The sequence below is a fragment of the Rhizobium sp. CSW-27 genome, assembly GCF_018760785.1.
GTDB lineage: Bacteria > Pseudomonadota > Alphaproteobacteria > Rhizobiales > Rhizobiaceae > Neorhizobium.
The window spans coordinates 149,219-170,183 of the sequence record NZ_JAHHZO010000011.1; the positions used below are offsets into that span (position 1 = coordinate 149,219).

Sequence of the window (20,965 nt, forward strand, 5' to 3'; positions counted from 1 at the left end):
CGTCAGATGTAGGACGCCGGGCGGGCAATGGCAACGGCCCGGCAGAGCGGGTCACACGGGTTGCGCCACCGGGGCGGATGCATGAGCCGGCACGGAACCCTCGCCGATCCGCCGGCCGCCATCCACGGCGAAGAAGTGCAGGCGGGCCGGATCGATGGCAAGCGAAAGCTGCTCGCCGATGGCGATCGCCGGCGACAGCGCCACCGTCAGCATCTGGTCGCCCACCTGGCCATGCACGAGACGCTGGGCCCCCAGCTCCTCGACATAATCCACGTTCAGCGGCAGCGCGGCCTCGCCGTCGCGGGCAAGCCGCAGGTCCTCGGCACGAATGCCGACGGTCACCGGGCCGGAGGCCGGTGCCTGGGCGCCGAGTTCGATCACCGCCGGGCCGATCGCCAGGCGATTGCCGTGCAGTTCGCCGGAGACGAGGTTCATGGCCGGCGAGCCGATGAAGCTTGCGACGAAGGTGGAGGCCGGGGCGTGATAGACTTCGAGCGGCGAGCCGATCTGCTCGATGCGGCCGCCGTTCAGCACCACCAGCCGGTCAGCCAGCGTCATGGCTTCCAGCTGATCGTGTGTGACATAGATCGAGGTGGTGCCGAGGCGCCGCTGCAGGCGCTTGATCTCGCCGCGCATCGAGACGCGCAGCTTTGCATCAAGGTTGGACAGCGGCTCGTCGAACAGGAAGGCCGCCGGCTTGCGCACGATGGCGCGGCCCATGGCCACACGCTGGCGCTGGCCGCCGGACAGCGCGCGCGGCTTGCGTTCCAGATACTGGGTGATTTCCAGCATGCGGGCAGCTTCCGCCACGCGGGCATCGATTTCCGCCTTCGGCGTGCCGCGGTTCCTCAGGCCATAGGCGAGGTTCTGATAGACCGTCATGTGCGGATAAAGCGCATAGTTCTGGAACACCATGGCGATATCGCGCTCGGCCGGCTCCATGCGGTTGACCACCCTGCCGCCGATCGACACCTCGCCGTCGGAAATGCCTTCCAGCCCGGCGATCATGCGCAGCAGCGTGGACTTGCCGCAGCCGGAGGGACCGACCAGCACGATGAACTCGCCATCCGCGATGTCGATGGAGACGGAATTGACCGCCTTCACGCCGCCGGCATAGATCTTCGACACACCGGCTATCTTGATGCCAGCCATCTTACTTCTCCGTTTCTGTCAGGCCGCGGATGAACAGCCGTTGCATGAAAATGACGATCAGAATGGGGGGCAGCATGGCAAGCACGGAGCCTGCCATCACCAGCTGCCACTGGATGACGCCGTCCTGCACGGTCACCATGCGCTTCATGCCCATCATCAGCGTGTAATAGCCGGGATCGGTGGTCACCAGCAGCGGCCACAGATACTGCACCCAGCCGTAGATGAAGAGGATGACGCAGAGCGCGCCGATATTGGTCCGCGACAGCGGCAGCAGGATGTCGCGGAAGAACTTCATCGGTCCTGCGCCATCGACGCGCGCCGCCTCCAGCATCTCGTCCGGCACTGTCATGAAGAACTGGCGGAACAGGAAGGTGGCGGTTGCCGAGGCGATCAGGGGAATGGTCAGCCCCGCCCAGGAATTCAGCATGCCGAGGTCTGCGACGATCTTGTAGGTCGGCATGATGCGCACCTCGACCGGCAGCATCAGCGTCACGAAGATGATCCAGAAGGCGAGCTGCCGGAAGGGAAAGCGGAAATAGACGATCGCGAAGGCCGAGAGGATCGAGATCGAGATCTTTCCGACGGTGATCGCCACCGCCATGATCAGCGAGTTCAGCGCCATGTGCGAATAGTTCGGCAGCCCGTTGGCGGCCGAGGCGCTGGTCAGGATCATGCTGTAGTTTTCGATGAGATGCGAGCCCGGCAACAGCGGCACCGGCCCGCTCATCAGCGTGGCGATGTCATGGGTGGAGGCAATGATTGCCACATAGACCGGCAGGGCCACCACCGCGAAGCCGAGGATCAGGAAGGCGTGGGTCAGGAAGGTCAGGAAGGGACGGTTTTCAACCATGGTCTTCACCTCAATACTGCACGCGGCGTTCGACATAGCGGAACTGCACGAAGGTCAGCACCATGACGATCATCATCAGAAGCACGGACTGCGCCGAGGACGAGCCGAGATTCAGTCCCAGGTAGCCGTCCTGGTAGACCTTGTAGACGAGCGTCGTCGTGGCCTGCGCCGGACCGCCCACCGTCGTTGCATCCACGATCGGGAAGGTGTCGAACATCGTGTAGTTCACGTTGATGATGAACAGGAAGAAGGTGGTGGGCGACAGCAGCGGCAGCGAGATGGTGAAGAAGCGCTTCACCGGGCCGGAACCGTCGATGGCAGCCGCTTCCATCAGCGACTGCGGCACCGATTGCAGGCCGGCGAGGAAGAACAGGAAGTTGTAGGACACCTGCTTCCAGGCGGCGGCAATGATGATCAGGATCATCGCCTGCGTGCCGTTCAGATCATGGTCCCAGTGGATGCCGACCTTTTCCAGGAAGAAGGGCATCAGGCCGGTCGTGCTGTTGAACAGGAACCACCAGAGCACGCCGGCAACGACCGGGGCCACCGCATAGGGCCAGACCAGAAGCGTCGTATAGACCCGGCCGGTGCGCACCAGCCGGTCGACGGCGGCGGCAAAGGCAAGACCCAGCACCATGGACAGCGCCGTGACGGAGACGGCGAAGACGGCGGTGCGCAACAGCGCATCGATGTAGTTGGGATCCTCGAACAGGCGCTGGTAATGCAGCAGCCCGACAAAGGCCGTCGACAGGCCGAAAGGGTCTTCGCGCTCGAAGGAGGATTTCACCGCCTGAGCCGCCGGCCAGATGAAGAAGACCAGCGTGATGAACAACTGAGGCGCCAGCAGCAGGTAGGGCAGCAGCCGGCTGTCGAAGGTGGTTTTCTTTGTTTCCATGAGGCGCCCCGGAGTTTGCCGGACAAACGAAAGGAGGACCGGCACGAGCCGGCCCTCCCGCAAGGGTCATATGCGATCAGTTGGCCGCTTCGAATTCGCGCAGCAGCTTGTTGCCACGCTCGACGGCGCTGTCGAGAGCCTGCTTGGCGTCCTTCTTGCCGGCCAGCAGCGACTGGAACTCTTCGTCCACGATCGTGCGAACCTGGGTGAAGTTGCCAAAGCGCAGACCCTTCGAGTTGGCGCTCGGCGTGCCGCGGGTGATCTGCTCGATGGCGATGTCCGAACCCGGGTTCTTGGCATAATAGCCCTGGCTCTTGCCGAGATCATAGGCGGCATTGGTGATCGGCAGATAGCCGGTGAACTGGTGCCAGTCGGCCTGGACTTCCGGCTTGGAGAGGTAGGTGAAGAACTTGGCAACGCCCTTGTAGACAGCCTTGTCCTTGCCGTTCAGCACCCAGAGCGTCGCGCCGCCGATGATGGAGTTCTTCGGCTGCTTGATGACGTCGTCATAGTAGGGCAGCGGCGCAAAGCCGGGCGTGAAGTCCTTGGCATTGTTGATGACGCCTGCACGACCGGCCGACGAGTTCATCGTCATGGCGCATTCCTGGGCATAGAACATGGTGGCCGCATTGTCGCCGCCAACCGGGCCGCCATACTTGAAGAGGCCCTCGTCCTGCCACTTCTTCAGATTGGCCCAGTGCTTGACCTGAACCGGACCGTTGAAGGTGAACTGCGTCTTCAGGCCGCCAAAGCCGTTTTCCAGCGTGCCGAAGGGCTGGTCGTGCAGGGCGGACAGGTTTTCCGTCTGAACCCAGGTGATCCAGGCCGAGGTGAAGCCGCACTTGGCAGCGCCGGAGGACACGATCTTCTTGGAGAAGTCTTCGACTTCCTTCCAGGTCTTCGGCGCGACTTCCGGATCAAGGCCAGCCTTCTTGAAGACGTCCTTGTTGTAGTAGAGGATCGGGGTGGAGGAGTTGAAGGGCAGCGACAGGATGTTGCCCTGCGTGTCCGAATAGTAACCGACGACCGGAGCGAGGTAGGACTTCGGATCGAAGCTTTCGCCTTCGTCCTTCATCAGCTTGTAGACCGGATAGACGGCGCCCTTGGCGGCCATCATGGTGCCGGTGCCGACTTCGAAGACCTGTACGATGGCCGGCTGCTGGTTGGCGCGGAACGCGGCAATCGCGGCCGTCAGCGTTTCCGGATAGGAGCCCTTGTAGACGGGCACGACCTTGTAATCGCTCTGGCTCGCGTTGAACTTGGTGGCGATTTCCTCAAGCTTCTTGCCGAGTTCGCCGCCCATGGCGTGCCACCAGGTGATCTCGGTTGCCGCAAGCGACGTCGTAGCCGACAGCGCCAGCGCCGCTGCGGCCAAAGTAAGCTTCTTGAACATGTTCACTCCCTCATCGTTTGGTCGAGTCCGGGTGGCTTAGCTGCCTATTGTGACAGTTCCTTAAAGTTTTTATGTCCGGACCGTTACAGGAATGACCTAAATTGCACAGCTTTGCAATTTTTTCAGAAAGCATCCACAAAGTGGCGCGGAAGCTTCCATTTTTGCACTGCAACGATATCGTAGCGCAGGGACAGGAGATGGGCGTCCTTCTGCCTTGCCAGCCAGCAGTCTCCGGCGGAACGTATGCGATGCTGCGCTGCGGGACCGACGGCATCGAGCGCATCGCGCACATCACGCCTCGCCTTCACCTCGACGAAGGCGACGAGGTCCCTCCTGCGGGCGATGATGTCGATTTCTCCGACCGGCGTACGGTAGCGCAGGGCAAGGATTCGATAGCCTCTAAGGCTGAGATACAGGGCCGCGACAATCTCGGCGAAGCGCCCGCGACGCTCCGCGCTGCGGCGTCTGCTGCGTCCAGCCTCAGCCGCCATCGTCGCCCTTCAGTTCGATGAGCCGCTGATAGAGGTCCTTGCGGGAAAGGCCGGTCAGGCGCGCCGCCTCGGCGGCCGCCTTGGTGGCCGGCATGCCGGCGGCCAGTTCGCGCAGCATCACATCCACGTCGATGGCGGCCGGCACATCGTCATGGGCCGGCGGTCCGACAACGAGCACGATCTCGCCCTTCACCGTTGCGCCGGCAATCTCCCCGGCCAGCTGTCCGAGCGGGCCGCGGCGGAATTCCTCGAAGGTCTTGGTCAGCTCGCGACACATGCAGGCCGCACGCTCGGGCCCCAGCACGTCGGCGGCAATCGCCAGCGTGTCGGCGATGCGGTGCGGCGATTCAAAGAAGATCAGTGTCGCGGGGATCCTGGCGAGTTCCGCCAGCCGGTCGCGCCGCCCCTTTTCCTTCACCGGCAGGAAACCGGCAAACAGGAAGGCATCGGAGGGAAGCCCGGAGCCGACAAGCGCCGCCAGCGGCGCGGAGGGACCGGGGATCGGCACCACCCTGTGGCCGGCCGCCAGCGCCAGCTGACCCAGCCGATAGCCCGGATCGGAAACGAGCGGCGTGCCGGCATCGGAGACCAGCGCCACCGAGCGCCCGCCGTCCAGCGCCGCGATCAGCCGCGGCCCCGCCTCGTTGGCATTGTGCTCGTGATAGGCGAGCGGACGGGCGGCAATGCCGTAGCGATCGAGCAGCACGCGGGTCACGCGCGTATCCTCGCAGGCCAGCACATCGGCGCCCGCCAGCGTTTCCAGCGCCCGCAGCGTGATGTCGCCGAGATTGCCGATCGGCGTGGCGACCAGATAGAGCGCCGGCTCCAGCGGCCGCGCCGGTATCGCCACATTGCCCACCCGGTAGGTGCGCTGCCCACTGCCTTCGTCTTGCGTCACTGTATCCCGGACCCTTCTCTTGCCTGCCGCCTTTATGGGCGAGGCCGGCATTTTCAGCAAGCACGGCCACTGCGGCATGTGGAAACCTGTGCGAAGTGTCAGGTGCGCTGCGGAAATCCTGCGGCGACCGGACGGCACCCCTTGCCTTTTCGTTAAAAACTCTGCCATTTTGCCCGTCCACATCGTCCGACCAGCTCTGACGGACAAGCATAACATCCGGTCCCTGCGGACCGGCACGGTCGAAAGCGGTAGCGTCATGCGTATTACTCTTGAGCGGTCCAACCTCCTGAAATCGCTGAACCACGTCCACAGGGTCGTGGAGCGCCGCAACACGATCCCGATCCTGTCGAACGTGCTGCTGCGCGCCGCGGGCAATGATCTGGCACTGAAGGCGACGGACCTCGATCTGGAAATCACCGAGGAAGTGCCGGCCATGGTCGAACAGGCCGGCGCCACCACGGTTCCCGCCCACCTTCTCTATGAAATCGTGCGCAAGCTGCCGGATGGCGCGGAAGTGCGGCTTGCCACCAATCCGGATGGCGGCAGCATGGTCGTGCAGTCGGGCCGTTCCAAGTTCTCGCTGCAGTGCCTGCCGGAATCCGACTTCCCGGACCTGACCGCCGGCACCTTCAGCCACAGCTTCAAGATCAAGGCGACCGATCTGAAGATGCTGATCGACCGCACCCAGTTCGCCATCTCGACCGAAGAGACCCGCTACTACCTGAACGGCATCTTCTTCCACACGATCGAGGCCGGCGGCGAGCTGAAGCTGCGCGCCGTCGCCACCGACGGCCATCGCCTGGCCCGCGCCGACATCATCGCCCCCTCGGGTTCGGAAGGCATGCCGGGCATCATCATTCCGCGCAAGACGGTCGGCGAGTTGCAGAAGCTGGTCGACGATCCGGAAGCCATGGTCACCGTCGAGGTGTCGGATGCGAAGATCCGCCTGACGATCGGCGCGATCGTGATGACCTCCAAGCTGATCGACGGCACCTTTCCCGATTACCAGCGCGTCATCCCGACCGGCAACGACAAGGAAATGCGCGTCGATTGCCAGAGCTTCACCCGCGCCGTGGACCGCGTCTCGACCATTTCGTCGGAGCGCGGCCGTGCGGTGAAGCTGGCGCTCAGCGACGGCCAGCTGCTGCTCACCGTCAACAACCCGGATTCAGGCAGCGCGACGGAAGAAGTGGCCGTCGGCTACGAGAGCGATCCGATGGAGATCGGCTTCAACGCCAAGTATCTTCTCGATATCACCGCCCAGCTTTCCGGCGAGGACGCCATCTTCCTTCTGGCCGATGCCGGATCCCCCACATTGGTGAAGGATACGGCCGGCGATGACGCACTTTACGTGCTGATGCCGATGCGGGTCTGAAAATCAAAAGGGATCGGTTCGCCGGTCCCTTTTTTTGCCGTATTTTTCATTGCGACATTTTCTCTTGTTTTTGCGCCATGAAGCGCCACCTGAAAACCAAGAGGGGCGTACCGGGAGACCATGATGGAATTGCGTTTGAAGCAGCGGCTTGGCCGCAAGTTCGATGAGGAAATCCGCTTCTTCAAGGGATGGATGGACGGACCGAAGCGCGTCGGCGCCATCCTGCCCACCTCCGGCATCACCGCCCGTCGCATGGCAAGCGTCATCAATCCGCAATCCGGTCTGCCGGTGCTCGAACTCGGTCCCGGCACCGGCATCATCACCAAGGCCATCCTGCAACGCGGCATCGCGCCGGAGAAACTGGTCTCCATCGAATTCTCCACCGACTTCTACCAGCACCTGACCCGCAACTTCCCGGGCGTGCATTTCATCAATGGCGACGCCTTCGATCTCGGTCGCACGCTCGGCGAGCGCAATGGCGAAATGTTCGATGCGGTCATTTCGGCGATCCCCATGCTGAGCTTTCCGATGGAGCGGCGCATCGCGCTTCTGGAAGACCTGCTGGACCGCATGCCGCGCGGGCGTCCGGTGATCCAGATCACCTATGGCGCAGTCTCGCCGATCGTCGCCCGGCCTGAGCGCTACCAGATCCGCCACTTCGATTTCGTCGTGCGCAACATTCCCCCGGCACAGCTCTGGCTCTATACCCGTCCCTGACGACCGGTCTTCAAGGAGAGCTGGCCCATGTTCGGCCTCTACATTACGCATCCGCAGGTGAAGATCGATCCGGCGGTGCCGGTGCCGGACTGGGGTCTTTCGGAGACGGGAATTGCCCGCACGAGGCAGGCGGCAACCCTGCCCTGGGTCCGGCAGCTGTCGCGCATCGTCTCCAGCCAGGAGCGCAAGGCGGTCGAGACGGCGGCGATCCTTGCCGAGGCGGCCGGCGTACTGCCGCAAGGCGATGCCGCCATGCACGAGAACGACCGCTCTGCCACCGGCTTTCCGCCACCGCCGGCCTTCGAGGCGGCGGCCGACTGGTTCTTTGCGCATCCGACCGAAAGCTATCGGGGCTGGGAACGCGCCGTGGACGCCCAGTCGCGCATCGTCGAGGCGATTGCCCGTGCGCTCACGGGTCACGATCCGGCCCGGCCGATCGCCTTTGTCGGCCATGGTGGCGTCGGCACGCTGCTGAAATGCCATCTGGCGGGCCGGCCGATTGCCCGCGATGGCGACCAGCCGGGCGGCGGCGGCAATCTTTTCGCCTTCCTCCTTGGCCCCTCTCTTGCCGATTGCCGCCTTGCATGCGACTGGACGCCGATGGAATTCTGGCAAGGAGACATGTGATGACCGCAGGCATGACCGCACGCGACCGCTTGATCGTCGGACTCGACCTTCCCACAGTGAGCGAAGCGGAATGCGTGGTTCGCACGCTCGGCGACGAGGTCTCCTTCTACAAGATCGGCTACCAGCTGGCCTTTGCCGGCGGGCTGGAATTTGCCCGCGACCTGATTGACGACGGCAAGCAGGTCTTTCTCGACATGAAGCTGCTCGATATCGACAACACGGTGGCGAAGGGCGTCGAGAACATCGTGAAGATGGGCGTGACCATGCTGACCCTGCATGCCTATCCGAAGGCGATGCGGGCCGCCGTCGAAGCCGCGAAGGGCTCCAGCCTCTGCCTGCTCGGCGTCACCGTGCTGACCTCGATGGACGATGCCGACCTGCGCGACGCGGGCTATGAATATGATCCGCACACGCTGGTGCTGACCAGGGCCGAACAGGCGCGCGCGGCCGGCATGGGCGGCATCGTCTGTTCGGCGGAAGAATCGGCGGCCGTACGCAAGATCATCGGGCCGGACATGGCGCTCGTCACCCCCGGCATCCGTCCCAAGGGAGCCGATGCCGGCGACCAGAAGCGGGTGGTGACCCCCTTCGACGCGATCAAGGCGGGCTCCAGCCATCTGGTGGTCGCCCGGCCGATCGTCAAGGCGCAGGATCCGCTGGCCGCAGCCCAGGCAATCCTCGCCGAGATGAAATCCGCCCTCTGAGGCGCCGGATACGCGCAAGACAGCACAAAGGGAGAGAAGCATGCCGAAGGGATACTGGATTGCCCGCGTCGATGTGCGCGATGCGGAGCGCTACAAGGATTATGTCGCGGCCGCCCGGCCGGCCTTCGAGAAATATGGCGCGACCTTTCTGGCCCGTGGCGGCGCCGTGACCACGCTCGAGGGCGTGTCGCGTGCGCGAAATGTGGTGATCGAGTTCCCCTCGGTGCAGCACGCCGTCGACTGCTACCATTCGCCGGAATATCAGGCCGCCGCGAAGATCCGCCAGGAAGTGGCGGATGCGGAAATGCTGGTGGTGGAAGGCATCTGACGGCACCGTGCGGGTGCAGTGTCAAAGGCTCAACCCTTTTTGCCGCAGGGCAGGTGCGAGGCTGCGCTTGACACTTCACCTCGTGCACGCTTTGGGCTAGAGAAAACCTATTGATCCCTTTGGCTTTCGGAGCAGTCCCATGACCATGTCCAATCTTCCGCCGCTCGTCACCGTCTTCGGGGGCTCGGGTTTTGTCGGCAGGCATGTGGTTCGCGCGCTCGCCAAGCGCGGCTACCGGATTCGCGTCGCCGTGCGCCGCCCCGATCTCGCCGGCTTCCTGCGCCCGCTCGGTTATGTCGGCCAGATCCAGCTGGTGCAGGCCAACCTGCGTTATCGCGCCTCCATCGATCAGGCCGTCGCCGGTGCCGACCATGTGGTGAACTGTGTCGGCATCCTCTTCGAAAGCGGCAAGAACAATTTCGACGCCGTGCAGGAAGCCGGTGCCAAGGCCGTGGCCGAAGCCGCCCGCGCCGCTGGCGCCACGCTGACCCATATCTCCGCCATTGGCGCCGATGCACAGTCTGCCTCCGCCTATGCCCGCTCCAAGGGTCGCGCCGAACAGGCCATTCTCCAGACGCTGCCGGGCGCGGTCATCCTGCGTCCCTCGATCGTGTTCGGCCAGGAAGACAACTTCTTCAACAAGTTTGCCGACATGGCCCGTACCATGCCCTTCCTGCCGCTGATCGGCGGCGGCCACACCAAGTTCCAGCCGGTCTTCGTGGAAGACGTGGCGGAAGTCGTGGCCCGTTCGGTGGATGGCAAGCTTGCCGCCGGCACGATCTATGAACTGGGCGGCGCCGAAGTGCTGACCTTCAAGCAGTGTCTCGAGGAGGTGCTGCGCGTCACCTATCGCAAGCGCGGTTTCGTCTCCATTCCCTTCGGCCTTGCCTCGCTGATGGGCAGCATTGCCTCGGCCGTGCCGCTGATCGCCCCGCCGCTGACGGCCGATCAGGTGACGCTGCTGAAGAAGGACAATGTGGTCTCCGCCGAGGCCGAGCGCGAGGGCCGCACGCTGCAGGGCCTCGGCATCGCGCCGACGCTGCTGTCCAGCATCCTGCCGAGCTATCTGGTGCGCTTCCGCGTTCACGGCCAGTACACCAATGCCGGCAAGGCGGCCTGAGCCGTCGCCCTGGCAACCGATGCCGTTCCGATAGGCAGGCCGTTCGCCTGCCTATTTTTCGTTTCGCTGATGTGACACAAAAGCCGCAGGCGAAAACAGGCTGTCGTTAACCCCCAATTCATCAAGATGTTCTATTGAAATACGGGGTTCTGACTCGTAAATCCCGCTCTCCCTTTGCTGAAACGACTCGTATGGCCGTGACACCGATCTCCTCCTCCGAAAGGCAATCCTCCATGGGCAAGTCCATCGCACTGTTTTTTGCGTGTGCGGCACTCGTCATCCTCGCCGGCTCTTTCCTGTCGCCCGGCACCGTCGCGGCAAACAAGAGCACCTGCGCACCGGCCTATGGCGTCGACCCCTGCAGCAGCACGAGCTCGATCCGCCGCTGATGTGGCAAGGCTTGCGCCGCAAGACAGACATGCAAAAAGCCGGGCCGCTGCCGCGACCCGGCTTTTTCATTGGTCGGCCTTCCAGGTGCCTCAGGCCATCAGGCCCATCGAGGCAAGGCCCAGCAGGAAGACGCCGAGGATGATGCGGTAGACCGCAAACACCGTGAAGCGGTTGGTCTGGATGTAGGACAGCAGCCACTTGACCGCGATGAAGGCGACGATCGTCGAGGTGACGAAGGCGACGCCGAGCGAGGTCCAGTCTTCGCCGGCCACGCCCTGATCCTTCAGCGTCTTCAGAAGCTGGTAGCCGCTGGCGGCATACATGGTGGGAATGCCGACGAGGAAGGCGAATTCGGTGGCGGCGGCGCGATTGCCGGTGCCGGCCAGCATCGCGATGAAGATCGTCGCCCCGGAGCGGGAGGTTCCCGGGAATACGCCGGCCACCACCTGGGCAATACCGACGAGCACGGCCACCAGCCAGGTGATCTTCGTGCTTTGCGGACGCTTGGCAGCCGCCCATTCGGCAAAGATCATCCAGATACCGCCGATGATGAGCGCCCAGGCAATAGGGCTTGCATCCTCCGGCAGTTCGAAGCCCAACTTCTTCACGATCAGGCCGAGAACGGCGGTGATCAGGAAGGCGACGATGAGCTTCAGGGCATAGTCGCGGTTTTCGGGTTCACGCCAGCCAAGCACGAGGTTGAGGAGACGACGCCAGTAAATGATGGTGACGGCAATGATCGCGCCGGCCTGGATCACGATGTTGAAGGTGTCGGAGCGGGCGCCCAGCCACTGCTCGGCGATGATCAGGTGGCCGGTGCTGGAAATCGGCAAAAATTCGGTGATCCCTTCGATCACCCCAAGAATGAACGCGCTGAGGATGCTCTGGTCCGCCATTCTTAATCCTTTATTGAGTAGATGACGACAGTTTGAGGGAGTTGGGTCGGCATTGCTTGTGCTGGGCTTATCAAACCCATATAGCTGCCATACGTCAGGCCGGCACAAGATGCGAGCCATTCTCCCTGTCGAATTAGCATAAAGTTCACGTGTCCATGCCCACCCTCTATCATCACCCGATGTCTTCGGCCTCGCGTTTCGTGCGTCTTATCCTGGCGGAATATGGCTTTCAGACGGATCTGGTCGAGGAGCAGCCCTGGGAAAAGCGCCGGGAATTCCTTGCCCTCAACCCCGCAGGCAGCCTGCCGGTCTATGTGGATGACAGCATGCGCGTGCTGTGCGGACCGACCGTGCTGCTGGAGTTCCTCGATGAGACGCACGGCGTCCTGAAGCGGGACAGGCGCCTTCTGGCCGAGGATCCGTTCCAGCGGGCCGAGATCCGCCGGCTGACCGAGTGGTTCCTGCAGAAGATGGAGCAGGACGTGACGAGGCCGCTGACCCGCGAGCGGGTCTACAAGCTGCAGATGACCCCGGCACAGGGCGGCGGCGCACCGGATTCCAAGGTGCTGCGCACCGCCCGCACCAACATCCGTCAGCACATGAAATATCTCTCCTGGCTTGCCGGCTCGCGCACCTGGCTGGCGGGCGAGCGCCTGAGCTATGCCGATCTGGCCGCGGCCGCCTCCATCTCCGTCCTCGATTATCTGGGCGAGATCGATTGGCAGGAGACACCGATTGCCAAGGAATGGTATCAAAGGCTGAAATCGCGGCCTTCCTTCCGCCCCATGCTGGCGGAACGCATCCGCGGCATCACGCCGGTATCTCATTATGCGGACCTCGACTTCTGATCAGGACAGGCCGTCCGCTGCCGAAGGGCAGAAGGCGGCGGAACGCCGGCGCAAGCTGACCGGCTTCCTGCGTCGCGAGGCCGAGGCCCTGGGCTTCGATCTCTGTCGCATCACCCTGCCCGACGCCATTCCGGACGCGAAGGCGAGGCTCGATGCCTTTCTCGCCGCGGGACGCCACGGCACCATGGCCTGGATGGAGGAAACGCGCGAACGGCGTGCCGATCCGAGGGTGCTGTGGGGCGAGGTGCGCTCCATCGTGATGTTCGGGCTGAACTATGGCCCGGACGAGGACCCGCGCGGCATTCTCGAAAAGCCGGACCGTGCCGCCATTTCGGTCTATGCCCGCAACCGCGATTATCACGACGTCATCAAGGGCCGGCTGAAGGAGATCGCCACCCGCTTTGCCGCCCGCGCCGGCGAGGATGTGAAGGTGTTCGTCGACACCGCCCCGGTGATGGAAAAGCCGCTGGCCGCCGCCGCCGGCCTCGGCTGGCAGGGCAAGCACACCAATCTCGTCTCGCGCAGCCACGGTTCCTGGCTGTTTCTCGGCAGCCTGTTCACCACGGCGGATCTGGAGATCGACGCGGCAGAGCGCGATCATTGCGGCTCCTGCCGGGCCTGTCTCGATGCCTGTCCGACCGCAGCCTTTCCCGCACCCTACCAGATCGATGCGCGCCGCTGCATTTCCTATCTGACGATCGAGCACAAGGGGCCGATCGATCCTTGCCTGCGCCCCCTGATCGGCAACCGCATCTATGGCTGCGACGACTGTCTGGCCGCGTGCCCGTGGAACAAGTTTGCGGCAAGCGCCTCGGAGATGAAGCTTCAGGCGCGCGAGGACCTGAAGGAGCCGGAAATCGCGGCGCTGCTGAGGCTCGACGACGCGGGCTTCCGCACCCTGTTCAGCGGCTCGCCGGTCAAACGCATCGGGCGCGACCGCTTCGTGCGCAATGTGCTGATCGCCGCCGGAAATTCCGGCCGCGCTGATCTGATCGCACCCTGCCTGCGTCTTCTTACCGACGGCTCGGACGTCGTGCGGGCGATGGCCGTATGGGCGCTGTCGCGCCTGATGCCGGCAGACGCCTTCGAGGCGTTGAAGGCTGCGCAGCGCAGCGAGACGAGCCCGGAGGTCGAAACGGAATGGCGGAATGCGGGAGTACAGGCATGCGGATGATGATTTTCGGGGCCGGCTATTCGGGCCAGGCGATTGCAGGCGAGGCAATGACCGCCGGCATGCAGGTCTCCGGCACCAGCCGCAGCACGGAAAAATGCGCCGCGCTCTCGGCTCTTGGCATCGAACCGTTCCTGTTTGACGGCGCGACACTCTCCGAGCCGCTGCGGGTCGCCATGGCGCAGACGACCCATCTCGTCCAGTCGATTGCGCCGGGCGCCGCCGGCGATCCGCTGCTGATGCTGACCCAGGGCGATCTCATGCGTCACTTGCCGCGCCTGCAATGGGTCGCCTATCTCTCCACCGTCGGCGTCTACGGCGATCACGGCGGCGCCTGGGTGACGGAGGAGACCGAATGCCGTCCCGTTTCGCAGCGCTCGGTGGAGCGCGTCGCCGCCGAACAGGGCTGGCTGGGCGCCGGTGCGCGCGCCGGCGTGCCGGTGGCGGTGCTGCGGCTCTCCGGCATCTATGGTCCCGGCCGCAACGGCTTCGTCAATCTGGCCAGTGGAACGGCACGCCGGCTGGTGAAGCCCGGCCAGGTGTTCAACCGCATCCGGGTGGAAGATATCGGCCGCGCGACGCTGTTTCTGGCCGGCCGCAGCCTCGGCGGCCTGTTCAACGTCACCGATGACGAGCCCGCCCCGCCACAGGACGTGGTGACGGAAGCAGCCCGCCTGATGGGCATCGAACCGCCACCGGAACAGGCCTTCGAGACGGCGGCGCTCAGCCCCATGGCGCGCTCCTTCTATGGCGAGAACAAGCGGGTCTCCAATGCCCGGCTCCGCAACCTTGGATTTTCCTTCCGCTTCCCGGATTACCGGACCTCGCTCGCCGATCTGTGGACGCGCGACATCTGGAAGCCCTGATCTGCAAGGGCCGGAATCCCGGAATGGCACAAGGTTCAAAAAGGTGAAATTTCCTACCCTGGCCACCTTTCTGGTCATTCTTTCTTAACTTAGACGGCAGCCCGCCTCAAAATTTGCCCAAATGAGGCAAAGAACACCCATCTTCGATAAAAAAATTTCGCGACATTTCGTGAGCGTCAAGCGGGCGCCGACCAGGGTGGAACGCTTTTCCGTTTTCCAGCTGAATCTTCACTCTTTTTTCCAGATCTATCGCAAACGATCTTTAGCCGGCTTGCATTCACGAATGTTACATTCGTTAACACTGCGTGATATCAAACCCCACGTTTTCGCCTTTTTTGCCCCTGCCTAAGCCTGCCCCACGCAAATTTCAGCACTCTTTGCAGGGGATATTCCGGTTTGAGACTGACAAAACGCACGAGCTTCGCCGCGATTGCCATGGCATCCATTTCGCTTCTGGCTTCCGCCCATGCCCATGCAGCAACAGGTTGTGGTCACGCATCCTGGTACGCTCTCAACTCCAAGACCGCCTCGGGCGAACGCATGAATCCGACCAACCTGACGGCGGCGCACAAGTCGCTGGGTTTCGGCACCAGGCTGAAGGTCACCAACAAGCGCAACGGCAAGAGCGTGATTGTGCGCGTCAATGATCGCGGCCCCTTCATCAAGGGGCGCGTCCTCGATCTTTCGAAGGCCGCCGCGCAGAACATCGGCATGGTGGCCGCCGGAACGGCGCAGGTCTGTTACGAGGTGGTCGGCTGACCGCGGCGCCCCTCCGGCCCGGCCCGCAGACGAAGCCCCAGACTTGCCCTCGTGGCGGATCGCGGCTACACGCCCTCAGACACAAGGAGAGCGATCATGCGACTGGGCGGGCGAATGGCGGCGGCCATCGAGGTTTTGGCCGATATCGAGGCGCGCAAGCGTCCCGTGGCCGATGCGCTCAAGGATTGGGGTCTGGCGCATCGTTTCGCCGGCTCCGGTGACCGTTCCGCGATCGGCAACCTCGTCTATGACGCGCTGCGCATGCGCCTCTCGCATGCCTATCTGATGCAGGATGACGGCGAGGTGGCGCTGGTCTATGCGGTTCTCCTGCGCCAGTGGGGTTTTACGCCCGACAGTCTGGCGGCCGAGCTGGCGGATGACAGGTTTGCCCCCGCCGCGCCGGATCTCTCCGGTCTTGCAACGCGGAATCTGGCCGAGGCCGAGCCGCATGTGCAGGGCGATGTTCCCGACTGGCTGGTGCCCTCCTTCCAGGCCGCCTTCGGCGACGAATGGCTCGCCGAGGCCCGCGCCATGGCCGAGCGCCCGACACTCGATCTGCGCGCCAACACGCTGAAGGCCAGCCGCGACAAGGTGGTCAAGGCGCTGGAGCGGGCCGGCGCCACCCCCACCCGCATCGCCCGCCACGGCATCCGCATCCCCGCCGGCGATGGCGCGGCACGGCTGCCCAACGTCACGGCGGAACTCTCTTTCCAGAAGGGCTGGTTCGAGGTGCAGGACGAGGGCTCGCAGATCGTCGCCGATCTGGTGCTGCCGCAGGAGGGCCAGCAGGTGCTGGATTACTGCGCCGGCGGCGGCGGCAAGACGCTGGCGCTCGCGGCTGCGATGAACAACAAGGGCCAGGTGCATGCCTATGATGCGGACCGCAAGCGGCTCGCCCCGATCATCGAGCGCCTGCGCCGCGCCGGCACCCGCAATGTGCAGGTGCATGACGACGTGCGCGACCTGAAGGCGCTGGAGGGCCGGCTGGACACGGTGCTGGTGGATGCCCCCTGCACCGGCACCGGCACCTGGCGGCGCCGGCCCGACACCAAGTGGAAGCTTACCCCGCGCAATATAGAGGAACGGCTGGAGCAGCAGCGCGACGCGCTGACCTCCGCCGCGGCCTATGTGCGCCCGGGCGGTACGCTGGTCTATGTGACCTGTTCCGTGCTGCCGGAGGAAAACGACCGGCAGATCGCCCGTTTCACCGCGGAGCACCCGGAATTTTCCGCCATTGCCTCGCTGCCGGCCTGGGACAACCTGTTTGGCGCGGCACAGAAGCCCCACAGCGCCGATGGCACGGGCCTGACGCTGACGCCCGCCCGCACCGGAACCGACGGCTTCTTCTTCTGCCGGCTGCAACGCCGGGCCTGAAAAAGCCGTCCGGACTTGCGAAACGTCAGGTCGGGGGCAGGAACGGCGCGACTTCTAATCTAGATTGTTTGACACCGGTTTTCATTTGCGCGATGACACGAACCTGTGATCAGCCGATGCAGGAGGGACCATGATCCGCACAACGATCCTCAGAGCAAGCTTCGGCTTGCTGGCGGCATCCGCCGCCTTTGTCGTCACCCCGGCGGGCGCTGCAGAACCGGCCGCGGTTCTTGCCCACTACGCCGATCTCGCCCATGCCAAATACGAGGATTCGCTGACCACGGCGAAGGCGCTCGACAAGGCCATCGATGCGCTGATCGCCAAGCCCTCCGATGAGACGCTGAAGGCGGCCCGTCAGGCCTGGATTGCGGCCCGCGTGCCCTACCAGCAGTCGGAAGTCTATCGCTTCGGCAACCCGATCGTCGATGAATGGGAAGGCAAGGTCAATTCCTGGCCGCTCGACGAGGGCCTGATTGATTACGTCGACGCCTCCTACGGCACCGAGAGCGATTCCAACGCCTATTACACCGCCAATGTCATCGCCCATCCGAAGCTGACGGTGAACGGCGAGGAGATCGACGCGACGAAGATCACGCCGGAACTCCTGGAAAGCCTGCACGAGGCGGGTGAGGTGGAGGCCAATGTCGCCACCGGCTACCACGCCATCGAATTCCTGCTCTGGGGCCAGGACCTGCACGGCACCGGGCCGGGCGCCGGCGAGCGTCCCGCGACCGATTACGACAAGGCCAATTGCACCCATGGCAATTGCGACCGCCGCGCCGATTACCTGAAGGCCGCCTCCACCCTTCTGGTGAAGGACCTGCAGGAGATGGTGACCGCCTGGGCACCGGATGGCGAGGCCACGCAGAACGTGACCGCCGATCCGAAGGCCGGCCTCACGGCCATCCTCACCGGCATGGGCTCGCTCTCCTATGGCGAACTGGCCGGCGAACGCATGAAGCTCGGCCTTCTGCTGCACGATCCGGAAGAGGAGCATGACTGCTTCTCCGACAACACCTACAATTCGCATCTCAACGATGCGATCGGCATCGCCTCGGCCTATAACGGCACCTATACCCGCGTCGACGGCACCAAGATGACCGGTCCGTCGCTCTCGGAACTGGTGAAGGCCAAGGACCCGGCACTCGATGCGGAAATGACCGCCAAGCTCGACAAGACGCTTGCCGCCATGAACGCCATGGCCGAGCGCGGCCGCACCGTGGAAGCCTATGACCAGATGATCGGCGAGGGCAACACGCAGGGCAATGCCGTGGTTCAGGCCGCCATCGACGGGCTGATCGACCAGACCAAGACGGTCGAACGCGTCATCACCGCGCTTGATCTCGGCACCGTCAAGCTCGAAGGCTCCGACAGCCTCGACAACCCGAACGCCGTCTTCAAGTAAGCCAGACGGGAGCAGGCCGCCCGCCTTCGCGCCGGGCGGCCTGGAGATGCCATGTCCATGCGCCGGTTCCTGATCGTTCCGCTGTCGGCCGCTGCCGGCGCCCTTTTCCTCCTGCCGGCCCTCGGGCTTGGCGGGAGCGGCCTGCCCTTCGCAGTGTCGCAGCACCGCCAGGATCTCGATGCGCGCGACGCCGCGCGCGTTGCAGATGTCACGCGTCCGGCAAGCGGTTTCCTGCGCGCCGAGGCGTTCGAGGCGATGTCCGGCGGGGCCGCGACATCGCTGGCGCGGGCCGATGCCGATGCCTTTTCGCATTTTTCGCCCAATATCAGCTTTGCCGAGCAGGAACGGTTCAAGCTTGGCAATGCGCTGTTCTCCAAGTTGTGGGTGGCCGCTCCCTCGTCCACCCAGGCCTCCGACGGGCTGGGGCCGCTCTACAATGCGCGCGCCTGTCTCAGCTGCCATGTGCGGGACGGCCGCGGTCATCCGCCGGAGGGCGGCACGGATCGCACGTCGATGTTCCTGCGGCTGGCACGGCCGGCACGAACGGCCGAGGAGGAGGCGCGGATTGCCCGGCACGAGATCCTCAACCTGCCGGACCCGACCTATGGCGAACAGCTGCAGGATCTGGCCGTGCCCGGCCTTGCCGCCGAGGGAGAGATGGAGATCGTCTATGACGAAGTACCCGTCACCCTCGCCGATGGCACGGCGGTCTCGCTGCGCAGGCCGCATTACACCGTCTCCGGCCTCGCCTACGGACCGCTCGATCCGGCCACCACCCTTTCGCCGCGCATCGCACCGCCGATGATCGGCATGGGTCTGATCGAGGCCATTCCCGCCGAGGACATCCTGGCCCATGCCGATCCGGAGGATCGCGACGGCGACGGCATTTCCGGCAAGGCGGCGATCACCCGCGATCACCGCACCGGGGCACTCGCGCTCGGCCGCTTCGGCTGGAAGGCGCAGAATGCCAGCGTGCGCGACCAGTCTGCCGCCGCCTTTGCCGGCGACATGGGGCTTTCGACGCCCGACCGGCCGGACGCCCACGGCGATTGCACAATGCTCGAAAGCGCCTGCCGCGCGCTGCCGACGGGCGAGCAGGCCCGGCTCGGCGCCACCGAGGCACCGGATCCGGTGCTCGACCTCGTCACCTTCTATTCGAAGAACCTCGCCGTGCCGATGCGCCGCAACGTCGACCAGCCGGATGTGCTTGCCGGCAAGCAGTTGTTCTACCGCATCGGCTGCGCCAGCTGCCACGTGCCCAAGTTCGTCACCCGGCGCGATGCCGACCACCCCGCCCAGTCCTTCCAGCTGATCTGGCCCTATTCCGATTTCCTGCTGCACGACATGGGCGAGGATCTGGCCGATGGCCAGCCGGTCGGCGTGGCAAGCGGCCGGGAGTGGCGCACGCCACCGCTCTGGGGTATAGGCCTGACGGGGACCGTCAACGGCCCCGGCTTCTTCCTGCATGACGGGCGCGCCCGCACTCTCGCCGAAGCCATACTCTGGCACGGGGGTGAAGGGACGAGCGCCCGCAATGCCTTTGCCGCCCTGACCCGGCAGGACCGGGATCGTCTGATCGCCTTTCTGGAGTCGCTGTGATGTCGAGATGGATTGCCGCCCTTGCCCTTGCCCTGCTGTCGGCAACGCCCGGCCTTGCGCAGGATGCCAATCCTTCCCCACCGCCGGTACTCACGCAGGAAGATGCCCGCCAGCTGATGGGCCGCGTGGTCGATGGCTTCATTCGCCCCGGCTATCGCGCCTTTGCCGCCCGAAGCGCCGAGCTGACCAATGCCATGGCCAGCCTCTGCACCACCCCTTCGACGCAAACGCAGGCCAGCGCGCGCCAGGCCTTTGCCGCGGCCGTCACCGCCTGGGGTACGATCGAGATCGTCCGCGTCGGCCCCGTCATCGAAAAGAACCGCTTCGAGCGCATCCTCTTCTATCCCGACCGCAAGGGCACCGGCCTGCGCCAGGTACAGACCCTGCTGGCCCAGCCGGATGAAAGCGCCACCACGCCGGATGGCCTGCTGGAGAAGAGCGTGGCCATGCAGGGTCTCGGCGCCCTGGAATTCGTGCTGTACGGCACCGGTGCGGAGCAGCTGGCCAGCGAGCGCAACAGCTTCCGCTGCCGCTACGGCCTTGCGGTCGCCGGCAGCGTGCAGCGCGTGGCAAACGAACTGGCCGCGCTGTGGGACGATCCCGCCGGCGTGCAGAATGACTGGAAGAACCCCGGACCGGACAGCGCCAGCTTCCGCACCGGCAACGAGGCCATCACCGAGGCGCTCGGCATCCTGGTGCATTCCGCGGAAGCGGTGCGCGACCAGCGCATCGAAAGCTTCTACAAGGGCGAGGCCAACAACACCTTCCCGAAGCAGGCACTGTTCTGGCGCTCCGGCCTGACCTTCCCGATGCTGGTTGCCAATCTGCAGGGCATTCACAGCCTGCTGGATACGTCCGGCTTCCGCGACCTGCTGAACGAGGACCAGCGCTCCATCGTCAGCTCTATCGATTTCGTGCTGAAGCAGCTGGTGCGCGTTGGCAGCGACCTCAATGGGGATGTCGAAGTCGCCGTGACCGATCCCAAGGAACGCCAGAAGCTGGATTTCCTGCTGCTCAACAGCCGTGACCTGATCCTGCGTCTCAACGACAGTCTCGGCGGCGGGCTGGGGCTTGGCGCCGGCTTCTCCTTCTCGGATGGCGACTGAG

At 64.4% G+C, this 20,965-nt stretch carries 22 protein-coding genes; 15 read left to right on the forward strand and 7 right to left on the reverse strand.

Annotated elements, in window-relative coordinates:
• Positions 1 to 51 precede the first annotated feature (51 nt).
• The 6 genes from KLP42_RS19965 to rsmI form a co-directional block, all read right to left on the reverse strand.
• Positions 52 to 1,152: a sn-glycerol-3-phosphate import ATP-binding protein UgpC gene (locus KLP42_RS19965; protein WP_215568708.1), complete on the reverse strand. Its 1,101-nt coding sequence runs from the start codon at positions 1,150 to 1,152 to the stop codon at positions 52 to 54.
• Between the two features lies 1 nt (position 1,153).
• Positions 1,154 to 2,002 (reverse strand): sn-glycerol-3-phosphate ABC transporter permease UgpE, encoded by an 849-nt coding sequence (ugpE, locus tag KLP42_RS19970; RefSeq protein ID WP_215568709.1) that lies wholly within the window; start codon positions 2,000 to 2,002, stop codon positions 1,154 to 1,156.
• Between the two features lie 10 nt (positions 2,003 to 2,012).
• The gene (gene ugpA, locus KLP42_RS19975) at positions 2,013 to 2,897 is read right to left on the reverse strand and encodes a sn-glycerol-3-phosphate ABC transporter permease UgpA (RefSeq protein ID WP_215568710.1); all 885 of its coding nucleotides are present in this window, start codon (positions 2,895 to 2,897) and stop codon (positions 2,013 to 2,015) included.
• A gap of 76 nt (positions 2,898 to 2,973) precedes the next feature.
• Positions 2,974 to 4,290: a sn-glycerol-3-phosphate ABC transporter substrate-binding protein UgpB gene (ugpB, locus tag KLP42_RS19980; protein WP_215568711.1), complete on the reverse strand. Its 1,317-nt coding sequence runs from the start codon at positions 4,288 to 4,290 to the stop codon at positions 2,974 to 2,976.
• 122 nt (positions 4,291 to 4,412) lie between these two features.
• Entirely contained in the window at positions 4,413 to 4,781 is a 369-nt protein-coding gene (locus KLP42_RS19985; protein WP_215568712.1) for a YraN family protein, read from the reverse strand.
• A complete protein-coding gene (gene rsmI / locus KLP42_RS19990; RefSeq protein WP_502941327.1) occupies positions 4,771 to 5,730 on the reverse strand; it encodes a 16S rRNA (cytidine(1402)-2'-O)-methyltransferase in 960 nt (319 codons plus the stop codon). The genes KLP42_RS19985 and rsmI overlap by 11 nt, the downstream gene beginning before the upstream one ends.
• A gap of 205 nt (positions 5,731 to 5,935) precedes the next feature.
• On the opposite strand from rsmI, the gene dnaN reads away from it, so the two are divergent.
• The 7 genes from dnaN to KLP42_RS20025 all read left to right on the forward strand — a co-directional run bounded on the left by dnaN (position 5,936) and on the right by KLP42_RS20025 (position 10,939).
• Complete coding sequence (dnaN, locus tag KLP42_RS19995; protein WP_215568714.1) at positions 5,936 to 7,054, forward strand: DNA polymerase III subunit beta; 1,119 nt, start codon at positions 5,936 to 5,938, stop codon at positions 7,052 to 7,054.
• Positions 7,055 to 7,177: 123 nt separating this feature from the next.
• Positions 7,178 to 7,771, forward strand: a complete 594-nt coding sequence (gene pmtA, locus KLP42_RS20000; RefSeq protein WP_215568747.1) for a phospholipid N-methyltransferase PmtA — start codon at positions 7,178 to 7,180, stop codon at positions 7,769 to 7,771.
• A gap of 27 nt (positions 7,772 to 7,798) precedes the next feature.
• Positions 7,799 to 8,398: a histidine phosphatase family protein gene (locus KLP42_RS20005; RefSeq protein WP_215568715.1), complete on the forward strand. Its 600-nt coding sequence runs from the start codon at positions 7,799 to 7,801 to the stop codon at positions 8,396 to 8,398.
• An 11-nt stretch (positions 8,399 to 8,409) separates the two neighbouring features.
• Entirely contained in the window at positions 8,410 to 9,102 is a 693-nt protein-coding gene (gene pyrF / locus KLP42_RS20010) for an orotidine-5'-phosphate decarboxylase (RefSeq protein ID WP_215568748.1), read from the forward strand.
• A gap of 40 nt (positions 9,103 to 9,142) precedes the next feature.
• On the forward strand, positions 9,143 to 9,430 hold the full coding sequence (locus KLP42_RS20015; protein WP_215568716.1) for a DUF1330 domain-containing protein: 288 nt from the start codon (positions 9,143 to 9,145) through the stop codon (positions 9,428 to 9,430).
• Positions 9,431 to 9,569: 139 nt separating this feature from the next.
• Entirely contained in the window at positions 9,570 to 10,550 is a 981-nt protein-coding gene (locus KLP42_RS20020) for a complex I NDUFA9 subunit family protein (RefSeq protein ID WP_215568717.1), read from the forward strand.
• Positions 10,551 to 10,783: 233 nt separating this feature from the next.
• Entirely contained in the window at positions 10,784 to 10,939 is a 156-nt protein-coding gene (locus KLP42_RS20025) for a hypothetical protein (protein ID WP_215568718.1), read from the forward strand.
• 90 nt (positions 10,940 to 11,029) lie between these two features.
• Here the strand turns inward: KLP42_RS20025 and KLP42_RS20030 are convergent, their stop codons facing one another.
• The gene (locus KLP42_RS20030; protein ID WP_215568719.1) at positions 11,030 to 11,836 is read right to left on the reverse strand and encodes an undecaprenyl-diphosphate phosphatase; all 807 of its coding nucleotides are present in this window, start codon (positions 11,834 to 11,836) and stop codon (positions 11,030 to 11,032) included.
• A 155-nt stretch (positions 11,837 to 11,991) separates the two neighbouring features.
• On the opposite strand from KLP42_RS20030, the gene KLP42_RS20035 reads away from it, so the two are divergent.
• The 8 genes from KLP42_RS20035 (at position 11,992) to KLP42_RS20070 (ending at position 20,964) form a co-directional block, all read left to right on the forward strand.
• Complete coding sequence (locus tag KLP42_RS20035; protein WP_215568749.1) at positions 11,992 to 12,684, forward strand: glutathione S-transferase family protein; 693 nt, start codon at positions 11,992 to 11,994, stop codon at positions 12,682 to 12,684.
• Entirely contained in the window at positions 12,665 to 13,858 is a 1,194-nt protein-coding gene (gene queG / locus KLP42_RS20040; protein WP_215568720.1) for a tRNA epoxyqueuosine(34) reductase QueG, read from the forward strand. Before KLP42_RS20035 ends, queG begins: the two co-directional genes overlap by 20 nt.
• The gene (locus tag KLP42_RS20045) at positions 13,849 to 14,721 is read left to right on the forward strand and encodes an SDR family oxidoreductase (RefSeq protein ID WP_215568721.1); all 873 of its coding nucleotides are present in this window, start codon (positions 13,849 to 13,851) and stop codon (positions 14,719 to 14,721) included. Before queG ends, KLP42_RS20045 begins: the two co-directional genes overlap by 10 nt.
• A gap of 435 nt (positions 14,722 to 15,156) precedes the next feature.
• A complete protein-coding gene (locus tag KLP42_RS20050; protein WP_502941328.1) occupies positions 15,157 to 15,480 on the forward strand; it encodes a septal ring lytic transglycosylase RlpA family protein in 324 nt (107 codons plus the stop codon).
• 96 nt (positions 15,481 to 15,576) lie between these two features.
• Positions 15,577 to 16,854, forward strand: coding sequence for an RsmB/NOP family class I SAM-dependent RNA methyltransferase (locus tag KLP42_RS20055; protein ID WP_215568723.1), 1,278 nt, complete (start codon positions 15,577 to 15,579; stop codon positions 16,852 to 16,854).
• Positions 16,855 to 16,984: 130 nt separating this feature from the next.
• Positions 16,985 to 18,259, forward strand: a complete 1,275-nt coding sequence (locus KLP42_RS20060) for an imelysin family protein (RefSeq protein WP_215568724.1) — start codon at positions 16,985 to 16,987, stop codon at positions 18,257 to 18,259.
• Between the two features lie 51 nt (positions 18,260 to 18,310).
• Positions 18,311 to 19,858, forward strand: a complete 1,548-nt coding sequence (locus tag KLP42_RS20065) for a di-heme oxidoreductase family protein (protein WP_215568725.1) — start codon at positions 18,311 to 18,313, stop codon at positions 19,856 to 19,858.
• The gene (locus tag KLP42_RS20070) at positions 19,858 to 20,964 is read left to right on the forward strand and encodes an imelysin family protein (RefSeq protein WP_215568726.1); all 1,107 of its coding nucleotides are present in this window, start codon (positions 19,858 to 19,860) and stop codon (positions 20,962 to 20,964) included. Before KLP42_RS20065 ends, KLP42_RS20070 begins: the two co-directional genes overlap by 1 nt.
• Position 20,965 lies beyond the last annotated feature (1 nt).